This window comes from Streptomyces manipurensis, from assembly GCF_049570255.1.
GTDB classification, from domain to species: domain Bacteria; phylum Actinomycetota; class Actinomycetes; order Streptomycetales; family Streptomycetaceae; genus Streptomyces; species Streptomyces manipurensis.
The window spans coordinates 4,854,872-4,878,005 of the sequence record NZ_CP186950.1; the positions used below are offsets into that span (position 1 = coordinate 4,854,872).

The 23,134-nt window shown below is 72.4% G+C and carries 22 protein-coding genes, 1 pseudogene and 1 riboswitch; of the genes and pseudogenes, 11 read left to right on the plus strand and 12 right to left on the minus strand.

Features of this window, described 5'->3' with window-relative positions; all coding sequences use genetic code 11:
* Positions 1–37: 37 nt before the first annotated feature.
* Positions 38–1,507: a catalase gene (locus tag ACPU2J_RS22610; RefSeq protein WP_420079663.1), complete on the plus strand. Its 1,470-nt coding sequence runs from the start codon at positions 38–40 to the stop codon at positions 1,505–1,507.
* Between the two features lie 71 nt (positions 1,508–1,578).
* Here ACPU2J_RS22610 and ACPU2J_RS22615 read toward each other — a convergent pair whose 3' ends face one another.
* Together ACPU2J_RS22615 and hisN are read right to left on the minus strand one after the other, a co-directional pair.
* Entirely contained in the window at positions 1,579–1,974 is a 396-nt protein-coding gene (locus tag ACPU2J_RS22615; protein ID WP_361602790.1) for a CBS domain-containing protein, read from the minus strand.
* A gap of 195 nt (positions 1,975–2,169) precedes the next feature.
* A complete protein-coding gene (gene hisN, locus ACPU2J_RS22620; protein WP_420079662.1) occupies positions 2,170–2,973 on the minus strand; it encodes a histidinol-phosphatase in 804 nt (267 codons plus the stop codon).
* A gap of 142 nt (positions 2,974–3,115) precedes the next feature.
* On the opposite strand from hisN, the gene ACPU2J_RS22625 reads away from it, so the two are divergent.
* The gene (locus tag ACPU2J_RS22625; RefSeq protein ID WP_420079661.1) at positions 3,116–3,658 is read left to right on the plus strand and encodes a TetR/AcrR family transcriptional regulator; all 543 of its coding nucleotides are present in this window, start codon (positions 3,116–3,118) and stop codon (positions 3,656–3,658) included.
* On the opposite strand, the gene ACPU2J_RS22630 is transcribed toward ACPU2J_RS22625, so the two are convergent.
* From ACPU2J_RS22630 to ACPU2J_RS22645, 4 genes are all read right to left on the minus strand, one after another.
* On the minus strand, positions 3,624–3,947 hold the full coding sequence (locus ACPU2J_RS22630; RefSeq protein ID WP_360864879.1) for a DMT family transporter: 324 nt from the start codon (positions 3,945–3,947) through the stop codon (positions 3,624–3,626). The genes ACPU2J_RS22625 and ACPU2J_RS22630 overlap by 35 nt on opposite strands.
* Positions 3,948–4,048: 101 nt before the next feature.
* Positions 4,049–5,059 (minus strand): ribosome small subunit-dependent GTPase A, encoded by a 1,011-nt coding sequence (gene rsgA / locus ACPU2J_RS22635; RefSeq protein WP_420079660.1) that lies wholly within the window; start codon positions 5,057–5,059, stop codon positions 4,049–4,051.
* Positions 5,060–5,067: 8 nt separating this feature from the next.
* Entirely contained in the window at positions 5,068–6,429 is a 1,362-nt protein-coding gene (gene aroA, locus ACPU2J_RS22640) for a 3-phosphoshikimate 1-carboxyvinyltransferase (protein ID WP_420079659.1), read from the minus strand.
* A gap of 69 nt (positions 6,430–6,498) precedes the next feature.
* Positions 6,499–7,212 (minus strand): M50 family metallopeptidase, encoded by a 714-nt coding sequence (locus ACPU2J_RS22645; RefSeq protein WP_365069674.1) that lies wholly within the window; start codon positions 7,210–7,212, stop codon positions 6,499–6,501.
* A gap of 53 nt (positions 7,213–7,265) precedes the next feature.
* Between ACPU2J_RS22645 and ACPU2J_RS22650 the strand changes: the two are divergent.
* From ACPU2J_RS22650 to def, 8 genes and pseudogenes are all read left to right on the plus strand, one after another.
* Positions 7,266–8,083: pseudogene (locus ACPU2J_RS22650) on the plus strand (SOS response-associated peptidase).
* Between the two features lie 105 nt (positions 8,084–8,188).
* Complete coding sequence (locus tag ACPU2J_RS22655) at positions 8,189–8,836, plus strand: alpha/beta family hydrolase (protein WP_423833896.1); 648 nt, start codon at positions 8,189–8,191, stop codon at positions 8,834–8,836.
* Positions 8,837–9,160: 324 nt separating this feature from the next.
* Positions 9,161–9,805: a sigma-70 family RNA polymerase sigma factor gene (locus ACPU2J_RS22660; RefSeq protein WP_361602865.1), complete on the plus strand. Its 645-nt coding sequence runs from the start codon at positions 9,161–9,163 to the stop codon at positions 9,803–9,805.
* On the plus strand, positions 9,802–10,107 hold the full coding sequence (gene rsrA, locus ACPU2J_RS22665; RefSeq protein ID WP_030032336.1) for a mycothiol system anti-sigma-R factor: 306 nt from the start codon (positions 9,802–9,804) through the stop codon (positions 10,105–10,107). The genes ACPU2J_RS22660 and rsrA overlap by 4 nt, the downstream gene beginning before the upstream one ends.
* Before the next feature lie 200 nt (positions 10,108–10,307).
* Positions 10,308–11,876: an HD-GYP domain-containing protein gene (locus tag ACPU2J_RS22670; RefSeq protein WP_423833897.1), complete on the plus strand. Its 1,569-nt coding sequence runs from the start codon at positions 10,308–10,310 to the stop codon at positions 11,874–11,876.
* Entirely contained in the window at positions 11,873–13,144 is a 1,272-nt protein-coding gene (locus ACPU2J_RS22675) for an HD-GYP domain-containing protein (protein ID WP_420079655.1), read from the plus strand. The genes ACPU2J_RS22670 and ACPU2J_RS22675 overlap by 4 nt, the downstream gene beginning before the upstream one ends.
* Before the next feature lie 120 nt (positions 13,145–13,264).
* Positions 13,265–14,257, plus strand: a complete 993-nt coding sequence (locus ACPU2J_RS22680; protein WP_420079654.1) for a tetratricopeptide repeat protein — start codon at positions 13,265–13,267, stop codon at positions 14,255–14,257.
* A gap of 68 nt (positions 14,258–14,325) precedes the next feature.
* On the plus strand, positions 14,326–14,961 hold the full coding sequence (gene def, locus ACPU2J_RS22685) for a peptide deformylase (protein ID WP_365069664.1): 636 nt from the start codon (positions 14,326–14,328) through the stop codon (positions 14,959–14,961).
* A gap of 9 nt (positions 14,962–14,970) precedes the next feature.
* Here def and ACPU2J_RS22690 read toward each other — a convergent pair whose 3' ends face one another.
* Positions 14,971–15,936, minus strand: a complete 966-nt coding sequence (locus ACPU2J_RS22690) for a helix-turn-helix domain-containing protein (protein WP_361602829.1) — start codon at positions 15,934–15,936, stop codon at positions 14,971–14,973.
* Between the two features lie 81 nt (positions 15,937–16,017).
* On the opposite strand from ACPU2J_RS22690, the gene ACPU2J_RS22695 reads away from it, so the two are divergent.
* A complete protein-coding gene (locus ACPU2J_RS22695; RefSeq protein WP_361602832.1) occupies positions 16,018–16,230 on the plus strand; it encodes a hypothetical protein in 213 nt (70 codons plus the stop codon).
* A gap of 128 nt (positions 16,231–16,358) precedes the next feature.
* Here ACPU2J_RS22695 and ACPU2J_RS22700 read toward each other — a convergent pair whose 3' ends face one another.
* From ACPU2J_RS22700 to ACPU2J_RS22720, 5 genes are all read right to left on the minus strand, one after another.
* Positions 16,359–17,375, minus strand: coding sequence for a ribonucleotide-diphosphate reductase subunit beta (locus ACPU2J_RS22700; RefSeq protein WP_361602835.1), 1,017 nt, complete (start codon positions 17,373–17,375; stop codon positions 16,359–16,361).
* A complete protein-coding gene (locus tag ACPU2J_RS22705; RefSeq protein ID WP_423833898.1) occupies positions 17,375–19,771 on the minus strand; it encodes a ribonucleoside-diphosphate reductase subunit alpha in 2,397 nt (798 codons plus the stop codon). Before ACPU2J_RS22705 ends, ACPU2J_RS22700 begins: the two co-directional genes overlap by 1 nt.
* A 140-nt stretch (positions 19,772–19,911) precedes the next feature.
* Positions 19,912–20,033, minus strand: a riboswitch (cobalamin riboswitch).
* 51 nt (positions 20,034–20,084) lie between these two features.
* Positions 20,085–20,582 (minus strand): GNAT family N-acetyltransferase, encoded by a 498-nt coding sequence (locus ACPU2J_RS22710; RefSeq protein ID WP_361602841.1) that lies wholly within the window; start codon positions 20,580–20,582, stop codon positions 20,085–20,087.
* Positions 20,583–20,679: 97 nt separating this feature from the next.
* Positions 20,680–20,877: a YbdD/YjiX family protein gene (locus tag ACPU2J_RS22715; RefSeq protein ID WP_361602844.1), complete on the minus strand. Its 198-nt coding sequence runs from the start codon at positions 20,875–20,877 to the stop codon at positions 20,680–20,682.
* Positions 20,874–23,093: a carbon starvation CstA family protein gene (locus ACPU2J_RS22720; RefSeq protein WP_420079651.1), complete on the minus strand. Its 2,220-nt coding sequence runs from the start codon at positions 23,091–23,093 to the stop codon at positions 20,874–20,876. Before ACPU2J_RS22720 ends, ACPU2J_RS22715 begins: the two co-directional genes overlap by 4 nt.
* Positions 23,094–23,134: the final 41 nt, after the last annotated feature.

Genomic DNA, 23,134 nt, shown 5'->3' on the forward strand with positions numbered 1-23,134 from the left:
CGAGTACGGCAGACGCCAAGGACAGGACACGCTGGACATGACGCAGGAGGCGCGCGTGACGCAGGGACCGCTCACCACGGAGGCCGGAGCGCCGGTCGCCGACAACCAGAACAGCGAGACGGCCGGCGTCGGCGGGCCCGTGCTGGTCCAGGACCAGCTCCTGCTGGAGAAGCTCGCCCACTTCAACCGCGAGCGCATCCCGGAGCGCGTGGTGCACGCCCGCGGCGCCGGTGCGTACGGCACCTTCACGCTGACCCGTGACGTCTCGCAGTGGACGCGTGCCGCGTTCCTCTCCGAGGTCGGCAAGCAGACGGAGACCTTCCTGCGCTTCTCCACCGTCGCCGGCAACCTCGGCTCCGCCGACGCCGTGCGCGACCCCCGCGGCTGGGCGCTGAAGTTCTACACCGAAGAGGGCAACTACGACCTCGTCGGCAACAACACCCCGGTGTTCTTCATCAAGGACGCCATCAAGTTCCCGGACTTCATCCACACCCAGAAGCGCGACCCGTACACGGGCTCGCAGGAGGCGGACAACGTCTGGGACTTCTGGGGCCTCTCGCCCGAGTCGACCCACCAGGTGACCTGGCTCTTCGGCGACCGCGGCATCCCGGCGTCCTACCGCCACATGAACGGCTACGGTTCGCACACGTTCCAGTGGAACAACGAGGCCGGCGAGGTCTTCTGGGTCAAGTACCACTTCAAGACCGACCAGGGCATCAAGAACCTCACCCAGGCCGAGGCCAACGTCCTCGCCGGCGAGGACCCCGACAGCCACCAGCGCGACCTGCGCGAGGCCATCGAGCGCGGCGACTTCCCGACCTGGACCGTGCAGGTCCAGATCATGCCCGCGGCCGACGCGGCGACCTACCGCTTCAACCCGTTCGACCTCACCAAGGTGTGGCCGCACGAGGACTACCCGCCGATCGAGATCGGCAAGCTGGAGCTCAACCGCAACCCGGAGAACGTCTTCGCCGAGGTCGAGCAGTCCATCTTCAGCCCGGCGCACTTCGTCCCCGGCATCGGCCCCTCCCCGGACAAGATGCTCCAGGGCCGCCTCTTCGGCTACGGCGACGCCCACCGCTACCGCGTCGGCATCAACGCCGACCACCTGCCGGTGAACCGTCCGCACGCCACCGAGGCGCGCACCAACTCCCGTGACGGCTACCTGTACGACGGCCGCCACAAGGGTGCGAAGAACTACGAGCCGAACAGCTTCGGCGGCCCGCACCAGACCGATCGCCCGCTGTGGCAGCCGGTCCCGGTCACGGGCGGCACGGGCAACCACGCCGCCCCGGTCCACTCCGAGGACGACGACTTCGTGCAGGCCGGCAACCTCTACCGGCTGTACTCGGAGGACGAGAAGGCGCGTCTGATCGAGAACCTCTCCGGCTTCATCGCCAAGGTCTCGCGCGACGACATCGCCGAGCGCGCGATCAACAACTTCCGTCAGGCGGACGGTGACTTCGGCAAGCGGCTGGAGGCTGCGGTCCAGGCCCTCCGCGGCTGACCAGGCCGGCACGCCGAGGGCTGGAGGGCCGGATCCCCGAGGGGGTCCGGCCCTCCGCCCGTTCCCGGTTCCTACGCCGCCACGCTGCTGCGCCGCGCGGGCACCCAGCAGCGGATGACGTCGCGCACGGACACGATGCCGACCGGCCCGCCGTGCTCCAGGACGATCAGATGCCGGAAACCGCCGTGCGCCATGGCCTCGGCGGCCTCCTGCAAGGTGGCGTCCGGGGTGCAGAAGACGACGTTGTTGGTGGTGTGCGCGGCCACGGACTCGCGGTCCGGGTCGTGGCCCGCGCCCAGTGAATTGAGGATGTCGCGCTCGGTCAGGATGCCGATCCCGCAGTGTTCGGGGTCGAGGACGACGGCCGCGCCGATGCGCCGGCCGGACATCAGGCAGGCCGCCTGTCGGAGGGTGTGTGCGGGTCCGAGGGTGAGGATCACGGTGCTCATGGCGTCACGGACGAGCATGAAGAGAGCCACCTCCTGGGGTGAGCCCCCGCGCCGGGGTGGGTGCGACCCGTGGAGCGTCTCAAGAGAAACGCTTCACAAGCGCACAAGCGTGGGGATTCTCAGATTCCCACGGACCGGGAGGGCCAGCAAGGAGGCGTGCGAAAGGAGCGCGCCGGGTGTGCGGGAGCCGCGCGCCCGGCGCGTACGGCGCTCTCAGCCGCGCGGGCGCAGCAGCGTGAGCATCTCGTCGTGGAGCAGGCCGTTCGACGCGGCGGCGTTCCCGCCGTGGACCCCGTCCACCCCGTCCAGGCTGGTGAAGCGGCCGCCGGCCTCCTCGACCACGACCGCGACGGCCGCCATGTCCCACAGGTTCAGTTCCGGCTCGGCGCACAGGTCCAGCGAACCCTCCGCGACCATCATGTACGGCCAGAAGTCGCCGTAGCCGCGGGTGCGCCAGCAGGCGCGCGTGAGCTCCAGGAAGCCGGGCAGCCGCCCCTGCTCCTCCCAGCCCCCCAGCGAGGAGTAGGCGAACGAGGCGTCGCCGAGGCCGCCGACCTTCGAGACGCCGATCGGGGTGGGGCGGCCGAGCGCGCCGCCCGCGAAGGCGCCGCCGCCCTTGGCGGCCCACCAGCGGCGGCCCAGCGCCGGCGCGGACACCACGCCCACCACCGGGCGGAACGTGCCGTCCGCGTCCTCGGCCATCAGGGAGATCAGGGTCGCCCAGACGGGCACCCCGCGCACGTAGTTCTTCGTCCCGTCGATCGGGTCCACGACCCAGCGGCGGGGGCCGCTGCCCTTGAGGCCGTACTCCTCGCCCAGGATGGCGTCCTCGGGCCGGGCCGCCTCGATGCCGGCCCGGACGACCTCCTCGGCCGCCCTGTCCGCCTCGGTCACCGGGGTCATGTCCGGCTTCGTCTCGACCTTCAGGTCGAGGGCGCGGTACCGCTCCATGGTGGTGGCGTCCGCGGCGTCGGCGAGTGCGAGGGCGAGGCGGAGGTCATCGTCATACTCGGGCATGTCCGAACAGTATCGGGGCCGGCCGCCCCCGGCGAACGAGGTCCACAGTGCGGCCGGATACCGCCCCCGGCGGGCATCGGGGTCCTTGACAGGGTCTGGCGGCCCGTCAACTCTGGCCGGAGGGCCGAGCGGGGAGGCGCGGATGCCGGCAGCCCGGGAAAGCCTGCTGGACGCGGCGGCGGCGGCACTGCGCGCACACCCCTGGCCCGCCGTGCGGATGGTCGAGGTGGCGGCCGCGGCCGGGGTGTCCCGGCAGACCCTCTACAACGAGTTCGGCGGAAAGGCGGGCCTGGGCCGGGCCCTGGTGCGGCGGGAGGCCGACCGGTACCTGGAGGGCGTGGAACGGGCCCTGTCCGGCCCCGCCCGGCCGTCGGAGCGGCTCGCCGCCCTCGCCGAGTGGACCGTACGGGCGGCCCGCGCCCGTCCCCTGCTGAGGGCCCTGCTCACCGGGAGCTGGGACCCGGGCCTGCCCGCCGCGGGCGGCCGGACCCCGGGGCCGGGCGAACTGGCCCGCGACGTCCGGGACCGGGCGGCCGCCGCGCTCATGCCGGGGGAGGGGCCGCAGCGGTGCGAGCTCGCCGTACGGCTGGCGCTCTCCTACGTGGTCGCCCCGGGCGAGGGGCCGGGGGAGGGCGAGCTGCTCGGGCTGCTCAGTGCGCCGATCCGGACAGCTGGAGCCCGATGACCCCGAGGATGACCAGCGTGATCGAGACGAGTTTCAGGGTCGAGACCAGGTCGCCGAGGAAGATCATGCCGTAGATCGCGGTGCCGGCCGCCCCGATGCCCGTCCACACCGCGTACGCCGGGCCGACGTCGAGCTTCTTCAGCGCAAGCGTCAGCAGGCCGAAGCTGCCGAGCGCGAAGCACGCGAAGGCGACGGTCGGCCACAGCCGGGTGAATCCGTGGGAGAGCTTCAGGCAGACCGCGAAACCGGTCTCCAGGAGTCCGGCGACCACGACCAGCAGCCACGCCATGTCGAATGCCTCCCCGCGTCACGTGACATTGCGTCACTTGGTGCGATTATGCATTTATCCAGAGCGGTTCCCCGACAAACACGGCATACCCACCGGAGGGGTCAGTCGCCCTCCCGGCGCTCCCGCGTCTCCAGCAGCCGCCGCAGCGAGTACAGCCGCGCCGGATCCGCGTGGCCGTCCTCCACCCACTGGTCGAGCGCGCAGTCCTGCTCGTCGTGGCTGCACGCGCGCGGGCACTCCTCCGTGCCCGGCACCAGGTCCGGGAAGGCCAGGATCACCCGGGACGGGTCCACGTGGTGCAGGCCGAACGAACGCACGCCCGGGGTGTCGATCACCCAGCCGTCCCCGCCCGGCAGCGGCAGTGCCAGCGCCGAGGTGGTGGTGTGCCGGCCGCGGCCGGTGACCGCGTTGACATGGCCGGTGGCGCGCTGGCGGCCCTCGGCGACCAGCGAGTTCACCAGCGTGGTCTTGCCGACGCCCGAGTGCCCGACGAAGGCGGTGATCCGCCCGGTCAGCCGCTCCCGGACCCGCTCGGCCGCGTTGCCCGCGGCGAGCTCCTCGCGGTTGGTGACCACGTAGTTCAGGCCGAGCGTCGCGTAGATCTCCAGGATCTTGTCCGCGGAGGTCAGGTCGGACTTGGTGAGCACCAGCAGCGGCTCCAGCCCGGCGTCGTACGCCGCGACCAGACAGCGGTCGATCATCCGGGGCCGCGGCTCCGGATCGGCCAGCGCGGTGACGATCGCCAGCTGGTCGGCGTTGGCCACGACCACCCGCTCGTAGGGGTCGTCGTCGTCCGCGGTACGGCGCAGGACGGACTTGCGCTCCTCGATCCGCACGATGCGGGCCAGGGTGTCCTTCTTGCCGGACAGGTCACCGACGATCCACACCCGGTCGCCCACCACCGCCGCCTTGCGGCCCAGTTCCCTGGACTTCATGGCGGTGATCGTGCGGCCGTCGACCAGGCAGGTCAGCCGGCCGCGGTCCACGGTGAGGACGAAACCCTCGGAGGCGTCCTCGTGCTTGGGCCGGATGTTCGTCCGGGGCCGGTTGCCCTTGGGGTTCGGACGCTGGCGGATGTCGTCCTCGTCGGTGTGCTTGCCGTACCTGCGCATGACGGGCCCTACGCTCCCGCACCCGCTTCGGACACCGGGTCCCCGGCCAGCATGTCCGTCCACATCTTCGGGAAGTCGGGCAGGGTCTTCGCGGTCGTCGCCACGTTCTCGATCTGCACACCCTCGACCGCCAGGCCGATGACCGCGCCCGCGGTGGCCATCCGGTGGTCGTCGTACGTGTGGAACACCCCGCCGTGCATCCGGCGCGGGCGGATGCGCAGGCCGTCCTCGGTCTCGGTGACGTCGCCGCCGAGGGCGTTGATCTCCTTGGTCAGCGCGGCCAGCCGGTCCGTCTCGTGCAGCCGCAGGTGGGCGACGCCCCGCAGCACCGACTCCGAGTCGGCCAGCGCCGCGACCGCGGCGATGCCGGGGGTGAGCTCGCCGACCTCGCTCAGGTCCACGTCGATGCCGTGGATCTTGCCGGTGCCGGTGAAGACCAGGCCGGCGTCGGTCAGTTCGCAGGAGCCGCCCATCTCCGTGAAGATCCGGCGCAGCGCGTCGCCGGGCTGCGTGGTGCGGCGCGGCCAGTCGGGGATGGTGACCGTCCCGCCGGTGATCAGCGCCGCGGCCAGGAAGGGCTGGGCGTTGGACAGGTCCGGCTCCACGACCATGTCGCGGCCGAGCAGGGCGCCCGGGGTGACCCGCCACACGTCCTTCTCGCCGCCCGCCTCCGGGGTGTCGACCTGGGCGCCCGCGGCGCGCAGCATCTCCACGGTCATCCGGATGTGCGGCATCGACGGCAGGTTGGTGCCCACGTGCCGCACCTCGACGCCCTGGTTGAAGCGCGGGGCGGACAGCAGCAGCGCGGAGACGAACTGGGAGGAGTTGCTGGCGTCGATCTCGACCGTGCCGCCCTCCAGGGCCCCGCCGCCCTGGACGGTCATCGGCAGCGCGCCCCGGCCGTCGTCGTCGATCCGGGCGCCGAGCGTGCGCAGGGCCGTGATGACCTGGCCGAGCGGGCGCTCGTAGGAGCGCGGGTCGCCGTCGAAGCGGATGTCGCCGTCGGCCAGGGTGGCGACGGGCGGGAGGAAGCGCATGACCGTCCCCGCGTTGCCGACGTCGACGGTGGTCGGGCCGTGCAGCGCCGCCGGGATGACGCGCCAGGCCTCGCCGCCCGCACCCGCCCCGGCCGAGCTGGAGGAGACGGTCTCCTCGATGCCCACGCCCATCGCGCGCAGCGCGTCCGCCATCAGCTGGGAGTCGCGCGAGCGCAGCGGGCGGCGCACCCAGCCGGGCTCCGAGGCGAGCGCGGCCAGGACCAGGGCACGGTTGGTGACCGATTTGGAACCCGGCACCGTGACGGTGGCGTGGACGGTCCCCTCGGCGAGCGGAGCGGGCCAGAGGGCAGGGAGCGCGGGGGTCTCGGTCATGGCCCCCACTTTAGTGGCTTCCTCCGGGCCCAGATCTTGATCGCCGTCCGGTCTCGAAGGGTGGTCGGATCACAGGGCGAGCAGCCAGCGGCCGCCACCGAGCAGCGAGCACAACGCGACCACGTGGAAGAAGAGCAGCCACACCACCGGGTGCAGGTGGGTGAGCCGGCCCAGCTGGTCGGCGTCGGAGTCCGGCGCCCCGCCGTTCCTGCGCTTGGCGCCGAGCTCGAAGACCGGCCGCACCCCGCCGAGCAGCAGGAACCACACCACCAGATACGCGAAGCCCGCCTGTACCTCCGCGGGGGCCAGCCAGGACACCAGCAGGAAGGTTCCGCCGGTCAGGACCACCGTCAGCGCCCCGTAGGCGTTGCGGATCATCACGAGCATGACCACCAGCAGGGCGGTGGCCGCCCACAGCAGCAGGGTGATCCGGTGCGCCGAGAGCAGGGCAGCCCCGCCCAGGCCGAGCAGCGAGGGCGCCGTGTACCCGCCGGCGGCGGTGAGGATCATGCCCAGTCCCGTCGGCCTGCCCCGGCTGACGGTCACCCCGCTGGTGTCGGAGTGCAGCCGTATGCCGCTCAGGCGCCGACCCGTGAGCAGGGCGAGCAGGCCGTGGCCGCCCTCGTGCGCGATGGTGATGGCGTTGCGGGAGAGCCGCCACAGCGGCCGCGGCCCCACGGCGGCCAGCGCGACCAGACCGGTGACGATCACCAGCCACCGGTCGGGCGGGGTCTGTATGCCCGTGAGCCGGTCCCAGAGGCCGGCGGTCGTGCTGCTGTCCATGGGGTGGCGGACTCCTTGCGGTGGTGTACGGGTGACATGGCAGTGTGGCAGCCATGTGCGGACGGTATGCAGCGAGTCGTGGGGCCGGGGAACTCGTGGAGGCCTTCGGGATCGAGAGGTGGGAACCCGAGGAGGCCCTGGCGCCCGACTGGAACGTGGCACCGACCAAGGAGGTCCACGTCGTCCTCGACCGCCCCCTCAAGGACGCCTCGCACGCGCGTCCGGTTCGCCAGCTGCGGGTCCTGAAATGGGGACTGGTCCCCTCCTGGGCCCAGAACCCCGACGGCGCCGCCCGGATGATCAACGCCCGGTCCGAGACCCTGCACGAGAAGCCGTCCTTCCGCCGCGCCTTCGCGCAGCGCCGCTGCATCGTCCCGGCCGACGGCTACTACGAGTGGGTCACCGCCCACGACGAACGGCAGCTGGAGGTCGAGGGGAAGAAGAAGCGGGCCGCAAGCAGCCCTACTTCGTGCTGCCCTCCGACGGCGCCCCCTTCGCCATGGCGGGCCTGTACGAGTTCTGGCGCGACCGGACCCTGCCCGACGCGCACCCGCTCGCCTGGTGGGTCACCTGCTCGGTGATCACCACCGAGGCCGAGACCACACCCCTGGGCGTGGCCCCCGCCGAAGGGCCCCGCTCGCTCTCCGACATCCACCCGCGGATGCCGCTGATGCTCACCCCCGACCGCTGGGACGCCTGGCTGGACCCCGCGAACACCGACACCGAGGGCTCCCTGAGGGAGCTGCTGGCGCCCCCGCCGGGCGGGCTGATGCGCGCCTACCCGGTCTCCACCGCCGTCAGCAGCGTGCGCAACAACGGGCCGGAACTGCTCACGGAGCTGGCCGCCCCGGAGGAGCAGACCCTCTTCTGAGCCTCTCGGGTCCTGGCTGCGACCCGGCTCCGACCCGCCTGCGACCCGCGCGGCACGGGCCCTTCGCGGGCGCCCGGCACGGCCGCCCGCGTGCAGGATGGGGGCATGACCACGACCGAGAGCGTCGACACCCCGACGGGCGAGGCCCGCATCACCTGGCACACCGCCCGCCGGGCCGCGCTGGTGCTCGCCGTGGGCCACGGCGCCGGCGGCGGCATCGAGGCCCGGGACCTCGCGGCACTGGCCGCCGCCCTGCCCGCCCGCGGGATCACCGTGGCCCTGGTCGAACAGCCCTGGCGGGTCGCCGGGAAGAAGGTCGCCGCCGCCCCCAAGGTGCTCGACGAGGGCTGGCGCGGGCTGTGGCCGGCCCTGGCGAAGCCCGGACAGCCGGTGGTCGCCGCGGGGCGCAGCGCCGGCGCCCGGGTGGCCTGCCGGACCGCCGCCGACCTGGGCGCCGCCGGAGTGCTGGCGCTGGCGTTCCCGCTCCACCCGCCGGGCCGCCCCGAGAAGTCCCGCGCCGGGGAGCTCACCGGGACGGGCCTGCCCACCCTGGTGGTGCAGGGCGGCCGTGACCCCTTCGGGCGTCCCGAGGAGTTCCCGCCCCCGGCCGGGGACACCCCGTACGAGCTGGTGGAGGTCGCCCACGGCGACCACGGCTTCGCGGTGCCGAAGAAGGCGGACACCACCCAGGAGGACGCACTGCGGACGATCACCGGGGCGGCGGGGGAGTGGCTCGCGCGGCTGGCGGGGTGAGCGCCCGCCGGGCCGTCCGGCCGCCGCCCGCCGCGGCCGGAAAACCCGCCCCTCGCCCGGGAATGCCGGGCCCGGCATTCCCGGGCGGGAATGCCGGGCCCTGCCCCTCTGTTGTCTCGTATGTCGGTACGTACGGGAACGTCGGAGGAGAGGGAGCGCATGACCCAGGTCATCAGCCAGAACCGTCCGCAGGCCGCTGACCTGGACTGGACGGTGCTGCCCGCCCCCAAGCGCAGCTCGCTTCGGGCGGCGGGGGGCCGGGAAGGTCGACTATTCTCCGATTCGAGCGGATCCGCTTTCGGAGCCGCCACGCAGTCGGAGGAGGTGGGTCCTGTCGCTGGGACCGACGAAGGCCACGCGGAGGAGACGACCCAGGAGCGCAACGCGCGCTTCGAGCGGGACGCCCTCGGCTACCTCGACCAGATGTACTCGGCCGCGCTGCGCATGACGCGCAACCCGGCCGACGCCGAGGACCTGGTCCAGGAGACGTACGCGAAGGCGTACGCGTCCTTCCACCAGTTCCGCGAGGGCACCAATCTGAAGGCCTGGCTGTACCGCATCCTGACCAACACGTTCATCAACTCCTACCGCAAGAAGCAGCGCGAGCCCCAGCGCAGCGCCGCGGAGGAGATCGAGGACTGGCAGCTGGCCCGCGCCGAGTCGCACATGTCGACCGGTCTGCGCTCGGCCGAGTCGCAGGCGCTCGACCACCTGCCCGACTCGGACGTGAAGGAAGCCCTGCAGGCCATTCCGGAAGAGTTCCGCATCGCGGTCTATCTTGCCGACGTAGAGGGCTTTGCGTACAAGGAGATCGCGGACATCATGGGTACACCCATCGGAACGGTCATGTCGCGACTGCACCGTGGCCGCCGCCAACTCCGCGGAATGCTGGAGGACTACGCCCGCGAGCGCGGGCTGGTTCCCGCGGGTGCGGGAGAGGCGAACGACCGGAAAGGCTCGGGCTCATGAGTTGCGGAGAGCCGCACGAGACAGAGTGCTCTGAGGTCCTGGACCACCTGTACGAGTTCCTCGACCATGAGATGCCCGACAGCGACTGCACGAAGTTCGAGACCCACTTCGGCGAGTGCAATCCCTGTCTGGAGAAGTACGGCCTGGAGCAGGCGGTGAAGAAGCTGGTCAAGCGCTGCTGCGGGTCGGACGACGTGCCGAGCGACCTGCGGTCGAAGGTGATGGGCCGGATCGAACTGATCCGCTCGGGCCAGGCCGTGCCCGACCACGACGTCACCGCGGACAACCCCGCTCCCGGCTGACCGCGCCGGTAACCGGCCGCGCACTCCACCACCGCCCCCGGAAGAGCCGTTCGTTCACCCGAATGTGCTAATCCGGGGGCGTCCGCATGGCGCAATACGAAAATGTGGCCCGCCCCGCTCGGGGCCCCACCTATTCTCCCGAAACGGTGCCGGTTCCATTCGGCGCCAGGCTTTGCACGGCCCAGGGGAGGAGAACGCCCATGCGGGAACTTCCGCCGGCGGTCCGCGGCTGCGTCCTGTGCGCCGTCCTCGCGGCCGTCGTGTGCGCGGTGCCCGCCCTCACGGATTCCGCAACGCCCTGGGCGGCCGTCCTCCTGCTCGCCGCGCTCTACCTCGGCTGCGAACTCGTCCGCGCCCTCCCGCTGCCCGGCACCCGGGTGCCGGAGGGCCTCGGCTCCTTCCTCCCCGTGGTGCTCGCCGCCGTCTGCCTGCTGCCGCCCGCCGCCGCCGCGCTGGTGGCGCTGCCCGGCGGGTTCGCGGGAGCTGTCGCCCAGCCGCCCGCCACGGTGCGCCGGGTCTGGCACGGCGCCCAGCAGGCGACCGCCGCGTGGGCCGCGGCACAGGTCTTCGGGCTGCTCGGCGGTCCGGCCGCCCTCGGTGGCGGCCCCACGGCCGGCTCGGGAGCGCCCGCGGCCCTGGCCGACTTCCCCGCCGTCCTGCTCCCCGCGACCGCCGCCGCCGTCGCCTTCGGCCTCGTGACCACCGTGCTCGACGGGGCCGTCCTGGCCGCGGCGGGGGGCCGGACCGCCTCCGCCGCCTGGCGGGAGCCCCCCGTCCGCTGGCTGGCCCCGCACTGCGTCCACGGACTCGCCGGCCTGATGATGGCGGTCATGTGGCGCAGCCCGTACGGGATCCCGGCCGCCCTGCTCGTCCTGCTGCCGATGTACGTCTCCTGCTGGGTCTTCGCCCAGTACCACCGCGAGAGCGCCGCCCACCGGGCCACCATCCGCGCCCTCGTACAGGCCGTCGACATCAAGGACCGCTACACCCGCGGCCACAGCGAACGCGTCGGCCAGGCCTCCACGATGATTGCCCGCGAGCTGGGCATGGCCGGGGACCGGCTGGAAGTGGTCCGCATCGCCGGGATCCTGCACGACGTCGGCAAGCTGGGCGTCCCCACCCGGCTGCTGCGCAAGGACGGCCCGCTCACCCCGCAGGAACGCCGCACCATCGAACTGCACCCGGAGTACGGGCACGAGATGGTCCGGGGCATCGGCTTCCTCGGGGAGGCCCGGTCGGCGATCCTGCACCACCACGAACGGGTGGACGGCTCCGGCTACCCGTACGGGCTGCGGGGCGAGCAGATCCCGGAGCTGGCCCGGGTGGTGGCCGTCGCCGACGCCTTCGACGCGATGACCTCGACCCGCTCCTACAGCCGGGCCCGGCCGGTGCCCACCGCCCTGACCGAACTGCAGCGGTGCGCGGGCTCCCACTTCGACCCGGCGATGGTGCGGGCCCTCACGGACGCTATCGGCCGACACGGCTGGCACCCCGTGGTCACCTCCGACGAGGACCTCCAGGTCATCTCCGACCCCGCCCCCGGAGAGCCACCGGGCCCCCGGCCCGGACCGGGCGCGCCGGCGCGGCGGCGCGGGCCGGACGGTCCCGGCCCCGCACCGCACGGCCGCCCGGCCGGCGCGGGCGGGCCGACGGCCGCCGGGACCGCCGCGCTGCGCGTCCTGCCCGCGCAGGACGGGAAGGCCCCGCCCGAGCGCGGCGCGGACGCCGCACCGGGGCCCGACGAGCCCGGCGCCCGGGGCGTGCGGTGAAGGGGGCCGCGCCGGGCGCGGTCCGCGCCGCCGCCGTCCTGCTCGCCCTCGCCGCCCTCGCCGACACCCTGTGGCACGGCGTCGCCGAACCGGGCACCGCCCTCGCCTTCGCCGCGCTGATCGCCGTCGGAGAGCTCGCCCGCCGGGATCCGGGCGGCGTGGCCGGACCGCAGCCCGCCCCGCTCGGCCTGGCCGGCGCCCTCGCCTACGCCCTGCTCTGCCAGAACGCCGGCGTGCCCACCCGGCACGGCGTGCTCCAGACCGTCGCGGTCGTCGTCGCGGCCGCCCTCGCCGGGATCGTCCCGCACGTGGCCCGCGGTCGCGGCCCCGCCGCCGACCACCTGGCCCGGCGGGTGCTCACCGTCGCCTTCGCGGCGGTCTGCTTCCAGCCGCTGCACACCCCCGGCGGGTTCGCCGAGCCGCTGGGCCAGGGCCCGGCCCTCGTGCTCTGCCTGGTCCTCCTGCTGGGCCTCACCGCCCTGTGCGACGCGGTGCTCGCCGCCGCCCTCGCCGCCGGGCGCACGGGACGTCCGTACTGTCCGCTGCTGCGCGACGAACTGCGCGCCCAGCTCGGCATCGGTTCGGCGATCTGCGCCACCGGCGTGGTCATGGCGCTCGGCGTCGCCGTCGCCGGACTGTGGGCGGTCCCGGTCCTCAGCGTGCCGCTGCTGCTCACCCAGCTGTCCTTCCACCGGATCACCGCGGTCCGCACCACCTATCGGCAGACCATCACCTCGCTGGCGCGCGCCACCGAGATCGCCGGCTGCACCCGCCCCGGGCACTCCCGCCGGGTCGCCGCCCTCAGCTGCGCCGTCGGCCGCGAGCTGGGCCTGTCGCAGCGCGAGCTCGTCGTGCTGGAGTACGCCGCCCTGATGCACGACATCGGCCAGCTGTCGCTGGTGGACCCGGTGCCGGACGGGGCCACGGCCGGGCTGCCCGCCGCCGAGGCGCGCCGGATCGCCGGGCTGGGCGGTGAGGTGGCCCGCCGGACCGGGGTGCCGGTCGAGGTCGCTGTGGTGGTGGAGCGGCAGGCGGACCCGTACCGGGAGCAGCCCGTCTCGGCGCGGATCGTGCGGACGGTGAACGCGTACGAGGACCTGGCGGCCCGCCCGGTCGACGGACACCGTCACCCGGGCGGCTCCCTGGAGGCCCTGGAACAGCTCCGGCTGGGCACCGGGCGGGATTTCCAGCCGGAGGTGGTGGAGTGCCTGGCGAGGGTTCTGGCCAGGGGCGAAGGGGCCCGAGTCGTTCCCGTTCCACCTGGGTAACCCATGGGTAATGAGCGGCCGTCCGAGTGGGCATGGTTGGATGCGAGTAAGAGTGTCCGCAAGGCTGCACCACAGGCCCCCGGCTTCCGCGGGGTGGGTGCCCCCAGGCAGGCGGGAATCGTGAGGATCTTCGGGAAGGTACGGCACAGGCCCTCCGCCTCGTGGCGGCAGGCCACCGACCGCGCGTTCACGCTGATCGGCGACGGTCGGTACGAGGACGCGGGAGCGCTCCTGACCAGAGCGGCGGACCTGGAGCCCTGGCTGTCCGAGTCCTGGTTCAACCTGGCGCTGCTGCACAAGTTCCGGCACGACTGGGAGCAGGCGCGGGCCGCCGGCCTGCGCGCCGTGGCCCTGCTGGACCGGGAGGCCGGAGCCCCGGACTGGTGGAACGTCGGCATCGCCGCCACCGCGCTGCAGGACTGGCCGCTGGCCCGGCGGGCCTGGCAGGCGTACGGGCTGAAGGTCCCCGGGGACCCGCACGGCGGCGGGAACGGCGAACCGGTCGGCATGGAGCTCGGCAGCGCCGCCGTGCGGCTCTCGCCGGAGGGCGAGGCCGAGGTGGTGTGGGGCCGACGGCTGGATCCGGCCCGCCTGGAGGTGCTGTCGATCCCGCTGCCGTCCTCGGGCCGGCGCTGGGGCGAGGTCGTGCTGCACGACGGGGTCCCGCACGGGGAGCGGGTGACCGCGGCCGGCCCCTCGTACCCGGTCTTCGACGAGATCGAGCTGTGGGCGCCGTCGCCGGTGCCGACCTGGGTGGTGCTGCTGGAGGCCGCCTCCGAGGCGGACCGGGACGCGCTGGAGCAGCTCGCGTCGGACGCGGGGTTCGCCGCGGAGGACTGGTCCTCGTCGGTGCGGCTGCTGTGCCGGACCTGTTCGGAGAGCGAGATGCCGAGCGACGAGGGCGACGGGGAGCACCTGGACCCGCACGACCACAGCGAGCCCGGGCACCCCGGCCCGCTGGGGCACCGCACGGCGGGCTCGGGTTCCCTGTGGGTGCCCGAGCGGGAGTGCGGGATCGCCGCCCCGGCCGGGCTCGTCCGCGGACTCCTGGACGGCTGGGTCGCGGACAGCCCGGACACCCGTGAGTGGCGGGATCTCGAAGAAGTCTGCTGAGCCGGGGCCGTAGGCTGTACGGGCACATCGGTGACGGGCAGCACTTACGGAAGGCGTACGGCGGAGACATGGCGCAGCAGGAGAACGAGGTCGTCGAGATCGTGAACGACGGGTACGTCGTGGACACCGAGGACTGTGAGGCGCGCGAGCTCGCCCACCGTGAGCGCGGTACCGCCCGCCCCATCACCGTGGTCGGCAACCCGGTCCTGCACCGCGAGTGCAAGGACGTCACCGAGTTCGGCGACGAGCTGGCCACGCTGATCGACGACATGTTCGCCAGCCAGAAGGCGGCCGAGGGCGTGGGCCTGGCCGCGAACCAGATCGGCGTGGACGCCAAGGTCTTCGTCTACGACTGCCCGGACGACGAGGGCGTCCGCCACACCGGTGTCGTGGTCAACCCGAAGCTCGTCGAGCTCCCGGCCGGCTCGCGGGTGCTGGACGACTCCAACGAGGGCTGCCTGTCCGTCCCCACGGCCTACGCCTCGCTGGCCCGCCCGGACTACGCCGAGGTCGAGGGCCAGGACGCCCAGGGCAACCCGATCAAGGTCCGCGGCACCGGCTACTTCGCCCGCTGCCTGCAGCACGAGACCGACCACCTGTACGGCTACCTGTACATCGACCGGCTCTCGAAGCGGGACCGCAAGGACGCCCTGCGGCAGATGGCGGAGGGCACCCCCCGCTACGAGACCGTCCCCAACGCCTGATCCGGATCCTCAGGCGGCCTGCGGGCCCCGGAACGCGCGCCGGAAGGAGTTCGGCGTGGTGCCCAGGGTCCGCAGGAAGTGGTGGCGCAGCGCGGCCGCGTTGCCGAAGCCGCAGCGGCCGGCGATGGCGTCCACCGTCTCGCTCGTCGACTCCAGCAGCTCCTGCGCCAGCAGGACCCGCTGGCGCAGCACCCACTTGTACGGGGTGGTGCCGGTCTCCTGGAGGAAGCGCCGGGCGAAGGTCCGCGGGGACATGTGCGCGCGGTCCGCGAGCTGCTCGACGGTGATCTCCTCGTCCAGGTGGCGGGCCATCCACTCGATCACCTCGCCCACCGTGTCGCAGGCCGTGCGCGGCAACGGCCGCTGGATGAACTGGGCCTGACCGCCGTCCCGGTGGGGCGGTACGACCATCCGCCGCGCGATGATGTTGGCCACCTCGGCGCCGTGCTCCTGGCGGACCACGTGCAGGCACGCGTCGATGCCCGAGGCGGTGCCGGCGGCGGTGATCACCGACCCCTCGTCCACGTAGAGCACGTCCGGGTCGACGACCGCGCGCGGGAAGCGGCGGGCCAGGGCCGCGGAGTGCATCCAGTGCGTGGTGCAGCGGCGGCCGTCCAGGAGCCCGGCCGCGCCGACGACGTACGCCCCGCTGCACACGCTCAGCACGCGGGCGCCGCGGTCCACGGCCCGGCGCAGGGCGGCGAGCAGGGGCTCGGGGTAGATGCGTCGGTCGGCGTCCTTGGCGGCGGGCAGGCAGATCAGGTCCGCCTCCTCCAGCCGTTCGGGCCCGTGCGCGGGGGTGATCGCGAAGGCGCCCCCTCCCACGGACAGCGGTCCCTCCTCCACCGCGCACACGGCGAAGTCGTACACCGGAAGTCCCATGTCACTGCGATCGATTCCGAACACCTCGCAGAAGATCCCCAGCTCGAAGGGGGCGACTCCGTCGACGAGGGCCACGGCCACGTTTTTCAGCATGGAGACAGTGTGGCAGTAATTCTGTCTTCTGTGGCAGTACTGCCACTGTCGATCATGGGCGATCAGGCGGACAGTAGAGACATGACCACCTTCCTGAACTACCTCGTCGTCCTCGCCCTCGCCGCCTTCCTCATCGGGCCGGCCCTCTACCTCAACTGGCGCGACCGGCGCTCCGACCGCCAGATGCGCGCCGTCGCCACCCGCATCGTCTGGCTGCCCCGCCAGCGCTCGGGCGGCATGCCGCCCACCCCGCGCCGCCGCGGCGGCTGGCACCTCGGCCCCGTCATCCACTGATTCCGGGACCACCGCGGGCCGGGAACGCGAGAAGCCGGGACACGGATCGTCCGCATCCCGGCTCCCCGGACCCGGGCGAGCCCCCGGGGGCTCCTCGAAGCTCCCCCGGAAGGTCCGCCCAAGGTCCCCTAGAAGTCCTCGTCCAGGTCCACCGTGCCCTCGACCGCCACCTGGTAGGCCGACGGGCGGCGCTCGAAGAAGTTCGTCAGCTCCTGGACGCCCTGGAGCTCCATGAACGAGAACGGGTTCTGCGAGCCGTACACCGGCGCGAACCCGAGGCGGACCAGACGCTGGTCCGCGACGCACTCCAGGTACTCGCGCATCGACTCGGTGTTCATGCCCGGCAGGCCGTCGCCGCACAGGTCACGGCCGAACTGCAGCTCCGCCTCCACGGCCTCCTTCAGCATGTCGGTGACCTGCTGCTGGAGCGCGTCGTCGAAGAGCTCGGGCTCCTCCTTGCGGACCGTGTCCACGACCTCGAAGGCGAAGTTCATGTGCATGGTCTCGTCACGGAACACCCAGTTGGTGCCGGTGGCCAGGCCGTGCAGCAGACCGCGCGAGCGGAACCAGTACACGTACGCGAAGGCGCCGTAGAAGAACAGGCCCTCGATGCACGCCGCGAAGCAGATCAGGTTCAGCAGGAAGCGGCGGCGGTCGGCCTGGGTCTCCAGGCGCTCGATCTTCTCGACCGAGTCCATCCACTTGAAGCAGAACTGCGCCTTCTCGCGGATGGAGGGGATCTCCTCGACCGCGTCGAAGGCGGCCGCGCGGTCGTCCGGGTCGGGCAGGTAGGTGTCGAGCAGCGTCAGGTAGAACTGGACGTGCACGGCCTCCTCGAACAGCTGGCGCGACAGGTACAGGCGCGCCTCCGGGGAGTTGATGTGCTTGTAGAGCGTCAGCACCAGGTTGTTCGAGACGATCGAGTCGCCCGTCGCGAAGAAGGCGACCAGACGGCCGATCATGTGCTGCTCCGCCGGCGTCAGCTTCGCCAGGTCCGCGACGTCGGAGTGGAGGTCGACCTCCTCCACCGTCCAGGTGTTCTTGATCGCGTCCCGGTAGCGCTCGTAGAAGTCCGGGTAGCGCATCGGGCGCAGCGTGAGCTCGAAGCCCGGGTCCAGGAGGTTCTTGTGGTCGTTGGAGCTCATTACTGGCAGGCCTCGCAGGACTCGGGGTTCTCAAGGGAGCAGGCCAGCGCGTCGGCGTCGACGGCCTGCGGGAGGGCCACCGGTGCGGCGGTGGCTGCCTGGGCGGCGCGGGCGATCTTCGTCGCCGGGCGCGAACGCAGGTAGTACGTGGTCTTCAGGCCCTGCTTCCAGGCGTACGCGTACATCGAGCTGAGCTTGCCGATGGTGGGCGTCTCCAGGAACAGGTTCAGCGACTGCGACTGGTCCAGGAACGGCGTACGGGCCGCCGCCATGTCGATCAGACCGCGCTGCGGGATCTCCCACGCCGTGCGGTACAGCTCGCGCACCTCGGCCGGGATCCAGCCGAAGCCCTGAACCGAGCCGGATGAGTCGCGCAGCGCCTCGCGGGTCTGCGCGTCCCACACGCCGAGCTGCTTCAGCTCCTCCACCAGATAGCCGTTCACCTGGAGGAACTCGCCCGACAGGGTCTCGCGCTTGAAGAGGTTGGAGACCTGCGGCTCGATGCACTCGTACACGCCGGCGATCGAGGCGATCGTGGCCGTCGGGGCGATCGCCAGGAGCAGGGAGTTGCGCATGCCGGTCTCGGCGACGCGGGCGCGCAGCGCATCCCAGCGCTCCGGCCAGTTCAGCTCGACGATCGCGCTCTCGAAGTGATCAGGGTGCAGCACACCGCGGGCGGTGCGGGTCTGCTCCCAGGCGGGCAGCGGGCCGCTGCGCTCGGCGAGGTCGCAGGAGGCCTCGTACGCGGCGAGCATGATGCGCTCGGAGAGCTTGGTGGACAGCGCCTTCGCCTCGGGGGAGTCGAAGGGCAGCTTCAGCTTGAAGAAGACGTCCTGGAGGCCCATCGCGCCCAGGCCCACCGGACGCCAGCGGGCGTTGGAGCGGCCGGCCTGCTCGGTCGGGTAGAAGTTGATGTCCACCACGCGGTCGAGGAAGGTGACGGCCGTGCGGACGGTCTCGTCGAGGCGCTCCCAGTCGATCTCGCCCGTCTCCGTGAGCACGAAGGCGCCCAGGTTGACCGAACCGAGGTTGCAGACGGCCGTCTCGCCGTCGTTGGTGACCTCGATGATCTCGGTGCACAGGTTCGAGGAGTGGACGACGGTGCCCGGCTCGGCGGTCTGGTTCGCCGTGCGGTTGGAGGCGTCCTTGAAGGTCATCCAGCCCTGGCCGGTCTGCGCGAGGGTGCGCATCATCCGGCCGTACAGGTCGCGGGCGGGCATGGTCTTGCGGGCCAGGCCGTCGGCCTCGGCCTTGCGGTAGGCGGCGTCGAAGTCGTCGCCCCACAGGTCGACCAGCTCGGGCACGTCGGCGGGGGAGAACAGCGACCACTCGGCGTCGGCGTTCACGCGGCGCATGAACTCGTCCGGCACCCAGTGGGCGAGGTTGAGGTTGTGGGTGCGGCGCTGGTCCTCGCCGGTGTTGTCGCGGAGCTCCAGGAACTCCTCGATGTCCGCGTGCCAGGTCTCCAGGTAGACCGCGGCGGCGCCCTTGCGGCGGCCGCCCTGGTTGACCGCGGCCACGGAGGCGTCGAGGGTCTTCAGGAACGGCACGATGCCGTTGGAGTGGCCGTTGGTGCCGCGGATCAGCGAACCGCGGGCGCGGATGCGGGAGTACGACAGGCCGATGCCGCCCGCGTGCTTCGACAGGCGCGCGACCTGGTGGTAGCGGTCGTAGATCGAGTCGAGCTCGTCCAGCGGGGAGTCCAGCAGGTAGCAGGAGGACATCTGCGGGTGCCGGGTGCCGGAGTTGAAGAGCGTCGGGGAGGACGGCAGGTAGTCCAGCCGGCTCATCAGCCGGTAGAGCGAGGCCACTTCCTCGACGGCCTGGACGCTCTCGTCCGCGGCGAGACCGCAGGCCACGCGGAGCATGAAGAACTGCGGGGTCTCGATGACCTGACGGGTGATCGGGTGGCGCAGCAGGTAGCGGCTGTGCAGGGTGCGCAGGCCGAAGAAGCCGAAGCGGTCGTCCGCGCCCTCGGCGAGGGTGTGCTCGACGAGCGCGTCCAGGCGGGCCGCGTGCGCGCGCACGAACTCGGCGGTGCGGTCGGCGATCAGGCCTTCGCGGTGGCCGACCTCGACGGAGGCGGAGAACGAGGTGGAGCCCTGGCTCGCGGCCTCGTCGCGCACGGCCAGCGTCAGCAGGCGGGCGGCGAGCCGGGAGTACGCAGGGTCCTCGGAGATCAGGCCGGCGGCGGCCTCGGTGGCGAGCCCCCGCAGTTCGGCCTCGTCGGCGGCGGAGCTGCGGCCGCGGAGCGCGGCGGCGGCCACCCGGCCGGGGTCGGTGTCGGGGAGGTCCGCCGTCAGTTCGGTGAGGGTACGCAGCAGCGTGGCCCCCGGGCCCTCGGTGTTGTCGCCAGAAGTGGACTCGGCGCGCGGTGCGGAAGGCGCGATGGTCACGGCGGGAGCTCTCCCTCGCTCGGCCCGGGTCGTGCGCGGGCGGGCGCGGGCGCGCATGCGGGCGTGGCAGGAACGGGCACACCGCACGGCGTCCACCGGCCCAACCGCGAGACCCGGACGTGTCGGCACCCGGTTCGGTCGACCCGGGCGCACCGTCGGCAGGTCATCGGACTTGGCGTCCGGATGCCGGACACTTCATACCGTTGCGGGACAGTTCCGGATTCCCACCGGATTCCCCTGCGGCGACAGCAGGCATGAGCATACATGTGGGGGCGGCCCGTTGCCGCAACCCCCACATGTAGTGTCGGCGTGGCTACAGCTTGAGCCGATACGTGAGGAGTGTCAGGCCCTCGACGGGCGCCCAGTCCCGCTCCGGCGTGCGCACGAAGCCCAGGCGCGCGTAGATCCGGTGGGCCCCGGCCATGCTGCGCTGGGTGGAGAGCACCACCCCCGTGACGCCCGGCAGGGCCCGTGCGCGCTCGACACAGGCCCGTACGAGCGCCTCCCCGGCTCCCCTGCCCCGCGCGGCGTGATCCACCGCCAGCATCCGGAACTCGGCCTCGTCCGGACCGGCTATGTCGGCGAGCGGGCTGCCGGGTGCGGCGAAGGTCACCCCGCCCAGCAGGCGCCCCTCCTCCTCGGCGACGAGCACCTCGGCCAGGGCGGCCCGGCCGGCGACGTCGCGCAGCACGTTCAGGTAGGCGTCGTCCTCGCCGAAGTCCAGATGCCCGTCGGCGAGGTAGGCCCGCGCCGTGATCCCACCGAGGTCCGCGTAGTCGGCGGGCAGCGCCCTCCTGATCACCATGTCCATGCGTCCGAGTGTGCAGGACGCCGTGGTGTGCCGGCCGGGCCCGGCACGCCCGAAGGCCCCGCCGCGGGCAGCGGCGGGGCCTTCGGGGCGGGGCGGCTCAGCAGCAGCGGAAGCCCTCGCGGGGGTCCGCCTCGCGGGCGTCCGTGCGGGCGCGCTCGAAGGCCCGCCGGGTGAGGACCTCCGCCTGCGGGTCGTGGGAGCGGGCGTGGGCCACGTACCGGTCGTACGCCGCCTCCCCGGAGAACTCCCGTACGTAGAACCGCACCTTCGCCAGCGCGCCGCGCACACCGCTCACGCCACCGGCTCCTTGACCTGTCCGCCGCCCGTCTCGGGGCCCACCGCGGCGAGCTGCGCCCGCTCTTCGGGGGTCGCGATCAGCCCGGCCGGCGCGACGATCTTCGACTCGGTCCAGGGGACCTCGGAGAGGGTCGCCGACTGCGGATCGCGGACCGCCTTCCAGCAGGTCCGGGCCGCGTCCGCGAGGACCACCAGGATCAGGACCGCGAACAGCGCGCACAGGACGCCGTCGACCGTGGCGTTGGTGACCACGGTGTGCATGTCGTCCATGTTCTTCGCCGGCGGCAGGACCTTGTCGGCGTCGATCCCGGCCTGGTACTTGTCGCGCTGGGCGAAGAAGCCGACCTTCACGTCCTCCGAGAAGATCTTCTGGTAGCTCGCGGTGAGGGTCACCGTGGCGTCCCACACCAGCGGGACCCCCGTCACCCAGGCCCACTTGAGCCGCCCGGACTTCACCAGCAGCGTGGTGCAGACGGCCAGGGCGACCGCGGCGAGCAGCTGGTTGGCGATGCCGAAGAGCGGGAAGAGCTGGTTGATGCCGCCCAGCGGGTCCTTGATGCCGACCCACAGGAAGTAGCCCCACCCGCCGACGACGATCGCGCTCGCGAACCACACGCCGGGCTTCCAGCTGACGTCCTTGAAGGACTTGTGGACGTTGCCGAGGGTGTCCTGGAGCATGAACCGGCCCACGCGGGTGCCCGCGTCCAGGGTGGTGAGGATGAAGAGCGCCTCGAACATGATCGCGAAGTGGTACCAGAAGGCCTTCATGCCCGCTCCGCCCACCACGGCGGAGAAGATCTCGGACATTCCGAGTGCGAAGGTCGGAGCGCCGCCCGTACGGGACAGCAGGCTGGCTTCCTCGACGTCCTTGGCGGCCTGGGCGAGCGCCTCGGGGGAGATGGCGAAGCCGAAGTTCGTCACGGCCTGGGAGGCGGACTCGACCGTGGTGCCGATGATCCCGGGAGGGGAGTTGACCGCGAAGAAGAGGCCGGGCTCGATGATGCAGGCGGCGATGATCGCCATCACGGCCACGAACGACTCGGTCAGCATGGCGCCGTAGCCGATCATGCGGACCTGCGTCTCCTTCTGGATCATCTTCGGGGTGGTGCCCGAGGAGACCAGGGCGTGGAAGCCGGAGAGGGCGCCGCACGCGATGGTGATGAAGACGAAGGGGAACATCGACCCGGCGAACACGGGACCGTCGCCGCGGGCCGCGAACTCGGTGACCGAGGGCATCTTCAGCGTGGGCATCGCGATGACCACGCCGAGGGCGAGGAGCGCGATGGTGCCGATCTTCATGAAGGTGGACAGGTAGTCGCGGGGGGCGAGCAGCATCCACACCGGCAGCACCGACGCCAGGAAGCCGTACACCACCATCCAGATGACCAGCGTCTCCTTCTCCAGGGTGAAGGTCCCGGCGAAGGAGGACTCGGCGACCCAGCCGCCCGCGACGATGGCGAGCAGGAGCAGCGCGACGCCGATGACGGAGACCTCGGTGACCCGGCCCGGCCGCAGCACGCGCAGGTAGAAGCCCATGAAGACGGCGATCGGGATGGTCATGCCGATGGAGAAGACGCCCCAGGGGGAGTGCGCCAGGGCGTTGACGATGACCAGTGCCAAAACCGCCAGCAGGATGATCATGATGGCGAACACGGCGATCAGGGCGGCGGCCCCGCCGACCGGTCCGATCTCGTCCCGCGCCATCTGCCCGAGGGAACGCCCGTCGCGGCGGGTGGAGAAGAAGAGGGTGACCATGTCCTGGACCGCGCCGGCGAAGATCACGCCCGCGACGATCCAGATGGTCCCGGGCAGGTAACCCATCTGCGCGGCGAGCACGGGGCCGACGAGCGGGCCGGCGCCGGCGACGGCGGCGAAGTGGTGGCCGAAGAGCACGCGACGGTCGGTGGGATGGAAGTCGACACCGTTGTCAAGGCGTTCGGCGGGGGTGGCCCGGGTGGCGTCCACCTTCAGGACGCGGTGCGCGATGAAGCGGGCGTAGAAGCGGTAGGCGATCGCGTACGAGCCCAGTGCGGCGGCGAGCAGCCAGGCCGCGGAGATCTCCTCGCCGCGGGAGAGCGCGAGCACTCCCCAGCCGATGGCGCCGACGAGTCCGACGAGCACCCACACGGCGATGGACTTGGGGGAGAGCGGGCCCGGCGTACCGGCCGGAGGCGCCGCGTCCCGTTCTGTCCCTGTTGCTTCCGGTTCAGGCATGACCTCGTCCCCTCGTCGATCATCTGCGTAAGCAGGCGGAA

What these genes read in the sequence shown, in the direction of transcription:
- ACPU2J_RS22710 (WP_361602841.1), bottom strand. Translation starts at nt 20,582, where the DNA reads ATGGACATGGTGATCAGGAGGGCGCTGCCCGCCGACTACGCGGACCTC.
- ACPU2J_RS22695 (WP_361602832.1), top strand. Translation starts at nt 16,018, where the DNA reads ATGACCACCTTCCTGAACTACCTCGTCGTCCTCGCCCTCGCCGCCTTC.
- def (WP_365069664.1), top strand. Translation starts at nt 14,326, where the DNA reads ATGGCGCAGCAGGAGAACGAGGTCGTCGAGATCGTGAACGACGGGTAC.
- ACPU2J_RS22720 (WP_420079651.1), bottom strand. Translation starts at nt 23,093, where the DNA reads ATGCCTGAACCGGAAGCAACAGGGACAGAACGGGACGCGGCGCCTCCG.
- ACPU2J_RS22625 (WP_420079661.1), top strand. Translation starts at nt 3,116, where the DNA reads ATGCCGGCAGCCCGGGAAAGCCTGCTGGACGCGGCGGCGGCGGCACTG.
- aroA (WP_420079659.1), bottom strand. Translation starts at nt 6,429, where the DNA reads ATGACCGAGACCCCCGCGCTCCCTGCCCTCTGGCCCGCTCCGCTCGCC.
- ACPU2J_RS22630 (WP_360864879.1), bottom strand. Translation starts at nt 3,947, where the DNA reads ATGGCGTGGCTGCTGGTCGTGGTCGCCGGACTCCTGGAGACCGGTTTC.
- ACPU2J_RS22610 (WP_420079663.1), top strand. Translation starts at nt 38, where the DNA reads ATGACGCAGGAGGCGCGCGTGACGCAGGGACCGCTCACCACGGAGGCC.
- rsgA (WP_420079660.1), bottom strand. Translation starts at nt 5,059, where the DNA reads ATGCGCAGGTACGGCAAGCACACCGACGAGGACGACATCCGCCAGCGT.
- ACPU2J_RS22700 (WP_361602835.1), bottom strand. Translation starts at nt 17,375, where the DNA reads ATGAGCTCCAACGACCACAAGAACCTCCTGGACCCGGGCTTCGAGCTC.
- ACPU2J_RS22670 (WP_423833897.1), top strand. Translation starts at nt 10,308, where the DNA reads ATGCGGGAACTTCCGCCGGCGGTCCGCGGCTGCGTCCTGTGCGCCGTC.
- hisN (WP_420079662.1), bottom strand. Translation starts at nt 2,973, where the DNA reads ATGCCCGAGTATGACGATGACCTCCGCCTCGCCCTCGCACTCGCCGAC.
- rsrA (WP_030032336.1), top strand. Translation starts at nt 9,802, where the DNA reads ATGAGTTGCGGAGAGCCGCACGAGACAGAGTGCTCTGAGGTCCTGGAC.
- ACPU2J_RS22690 (WP_361602829.1), bottom strand. Translation starts at nt 15,936, where the DNA reads ATGCTGAAAAACGTGGCCGTGGCCCTCGTCGACGGAGTCGCCCCCTTC.
- ACPU2J_RS22615 (WP_361602790.1), bottom strand. Translation starts at nt 1,974, where the DNA reads ATGCTCGTCCGTGACGCCATGAGCACCGTGATCCTCACCCTCGGACCC.
- ACPU2J_RS22655 (WP_423833896.1), top strand. Translation starts at nt 8,189, where the DNA reads ATGACCACGACCGAGAGCGTCGACACCCCGACGGGCGAGGCCCGCATC.
- ACPU2J_RS22645 (WP_365069674.1), bottom strand. Translation starts at nt 7,212, where the DNA reads ATGGACAGCAGCACGACCGCCGGCCTCTGGGACCGGCTCACGGGCATA.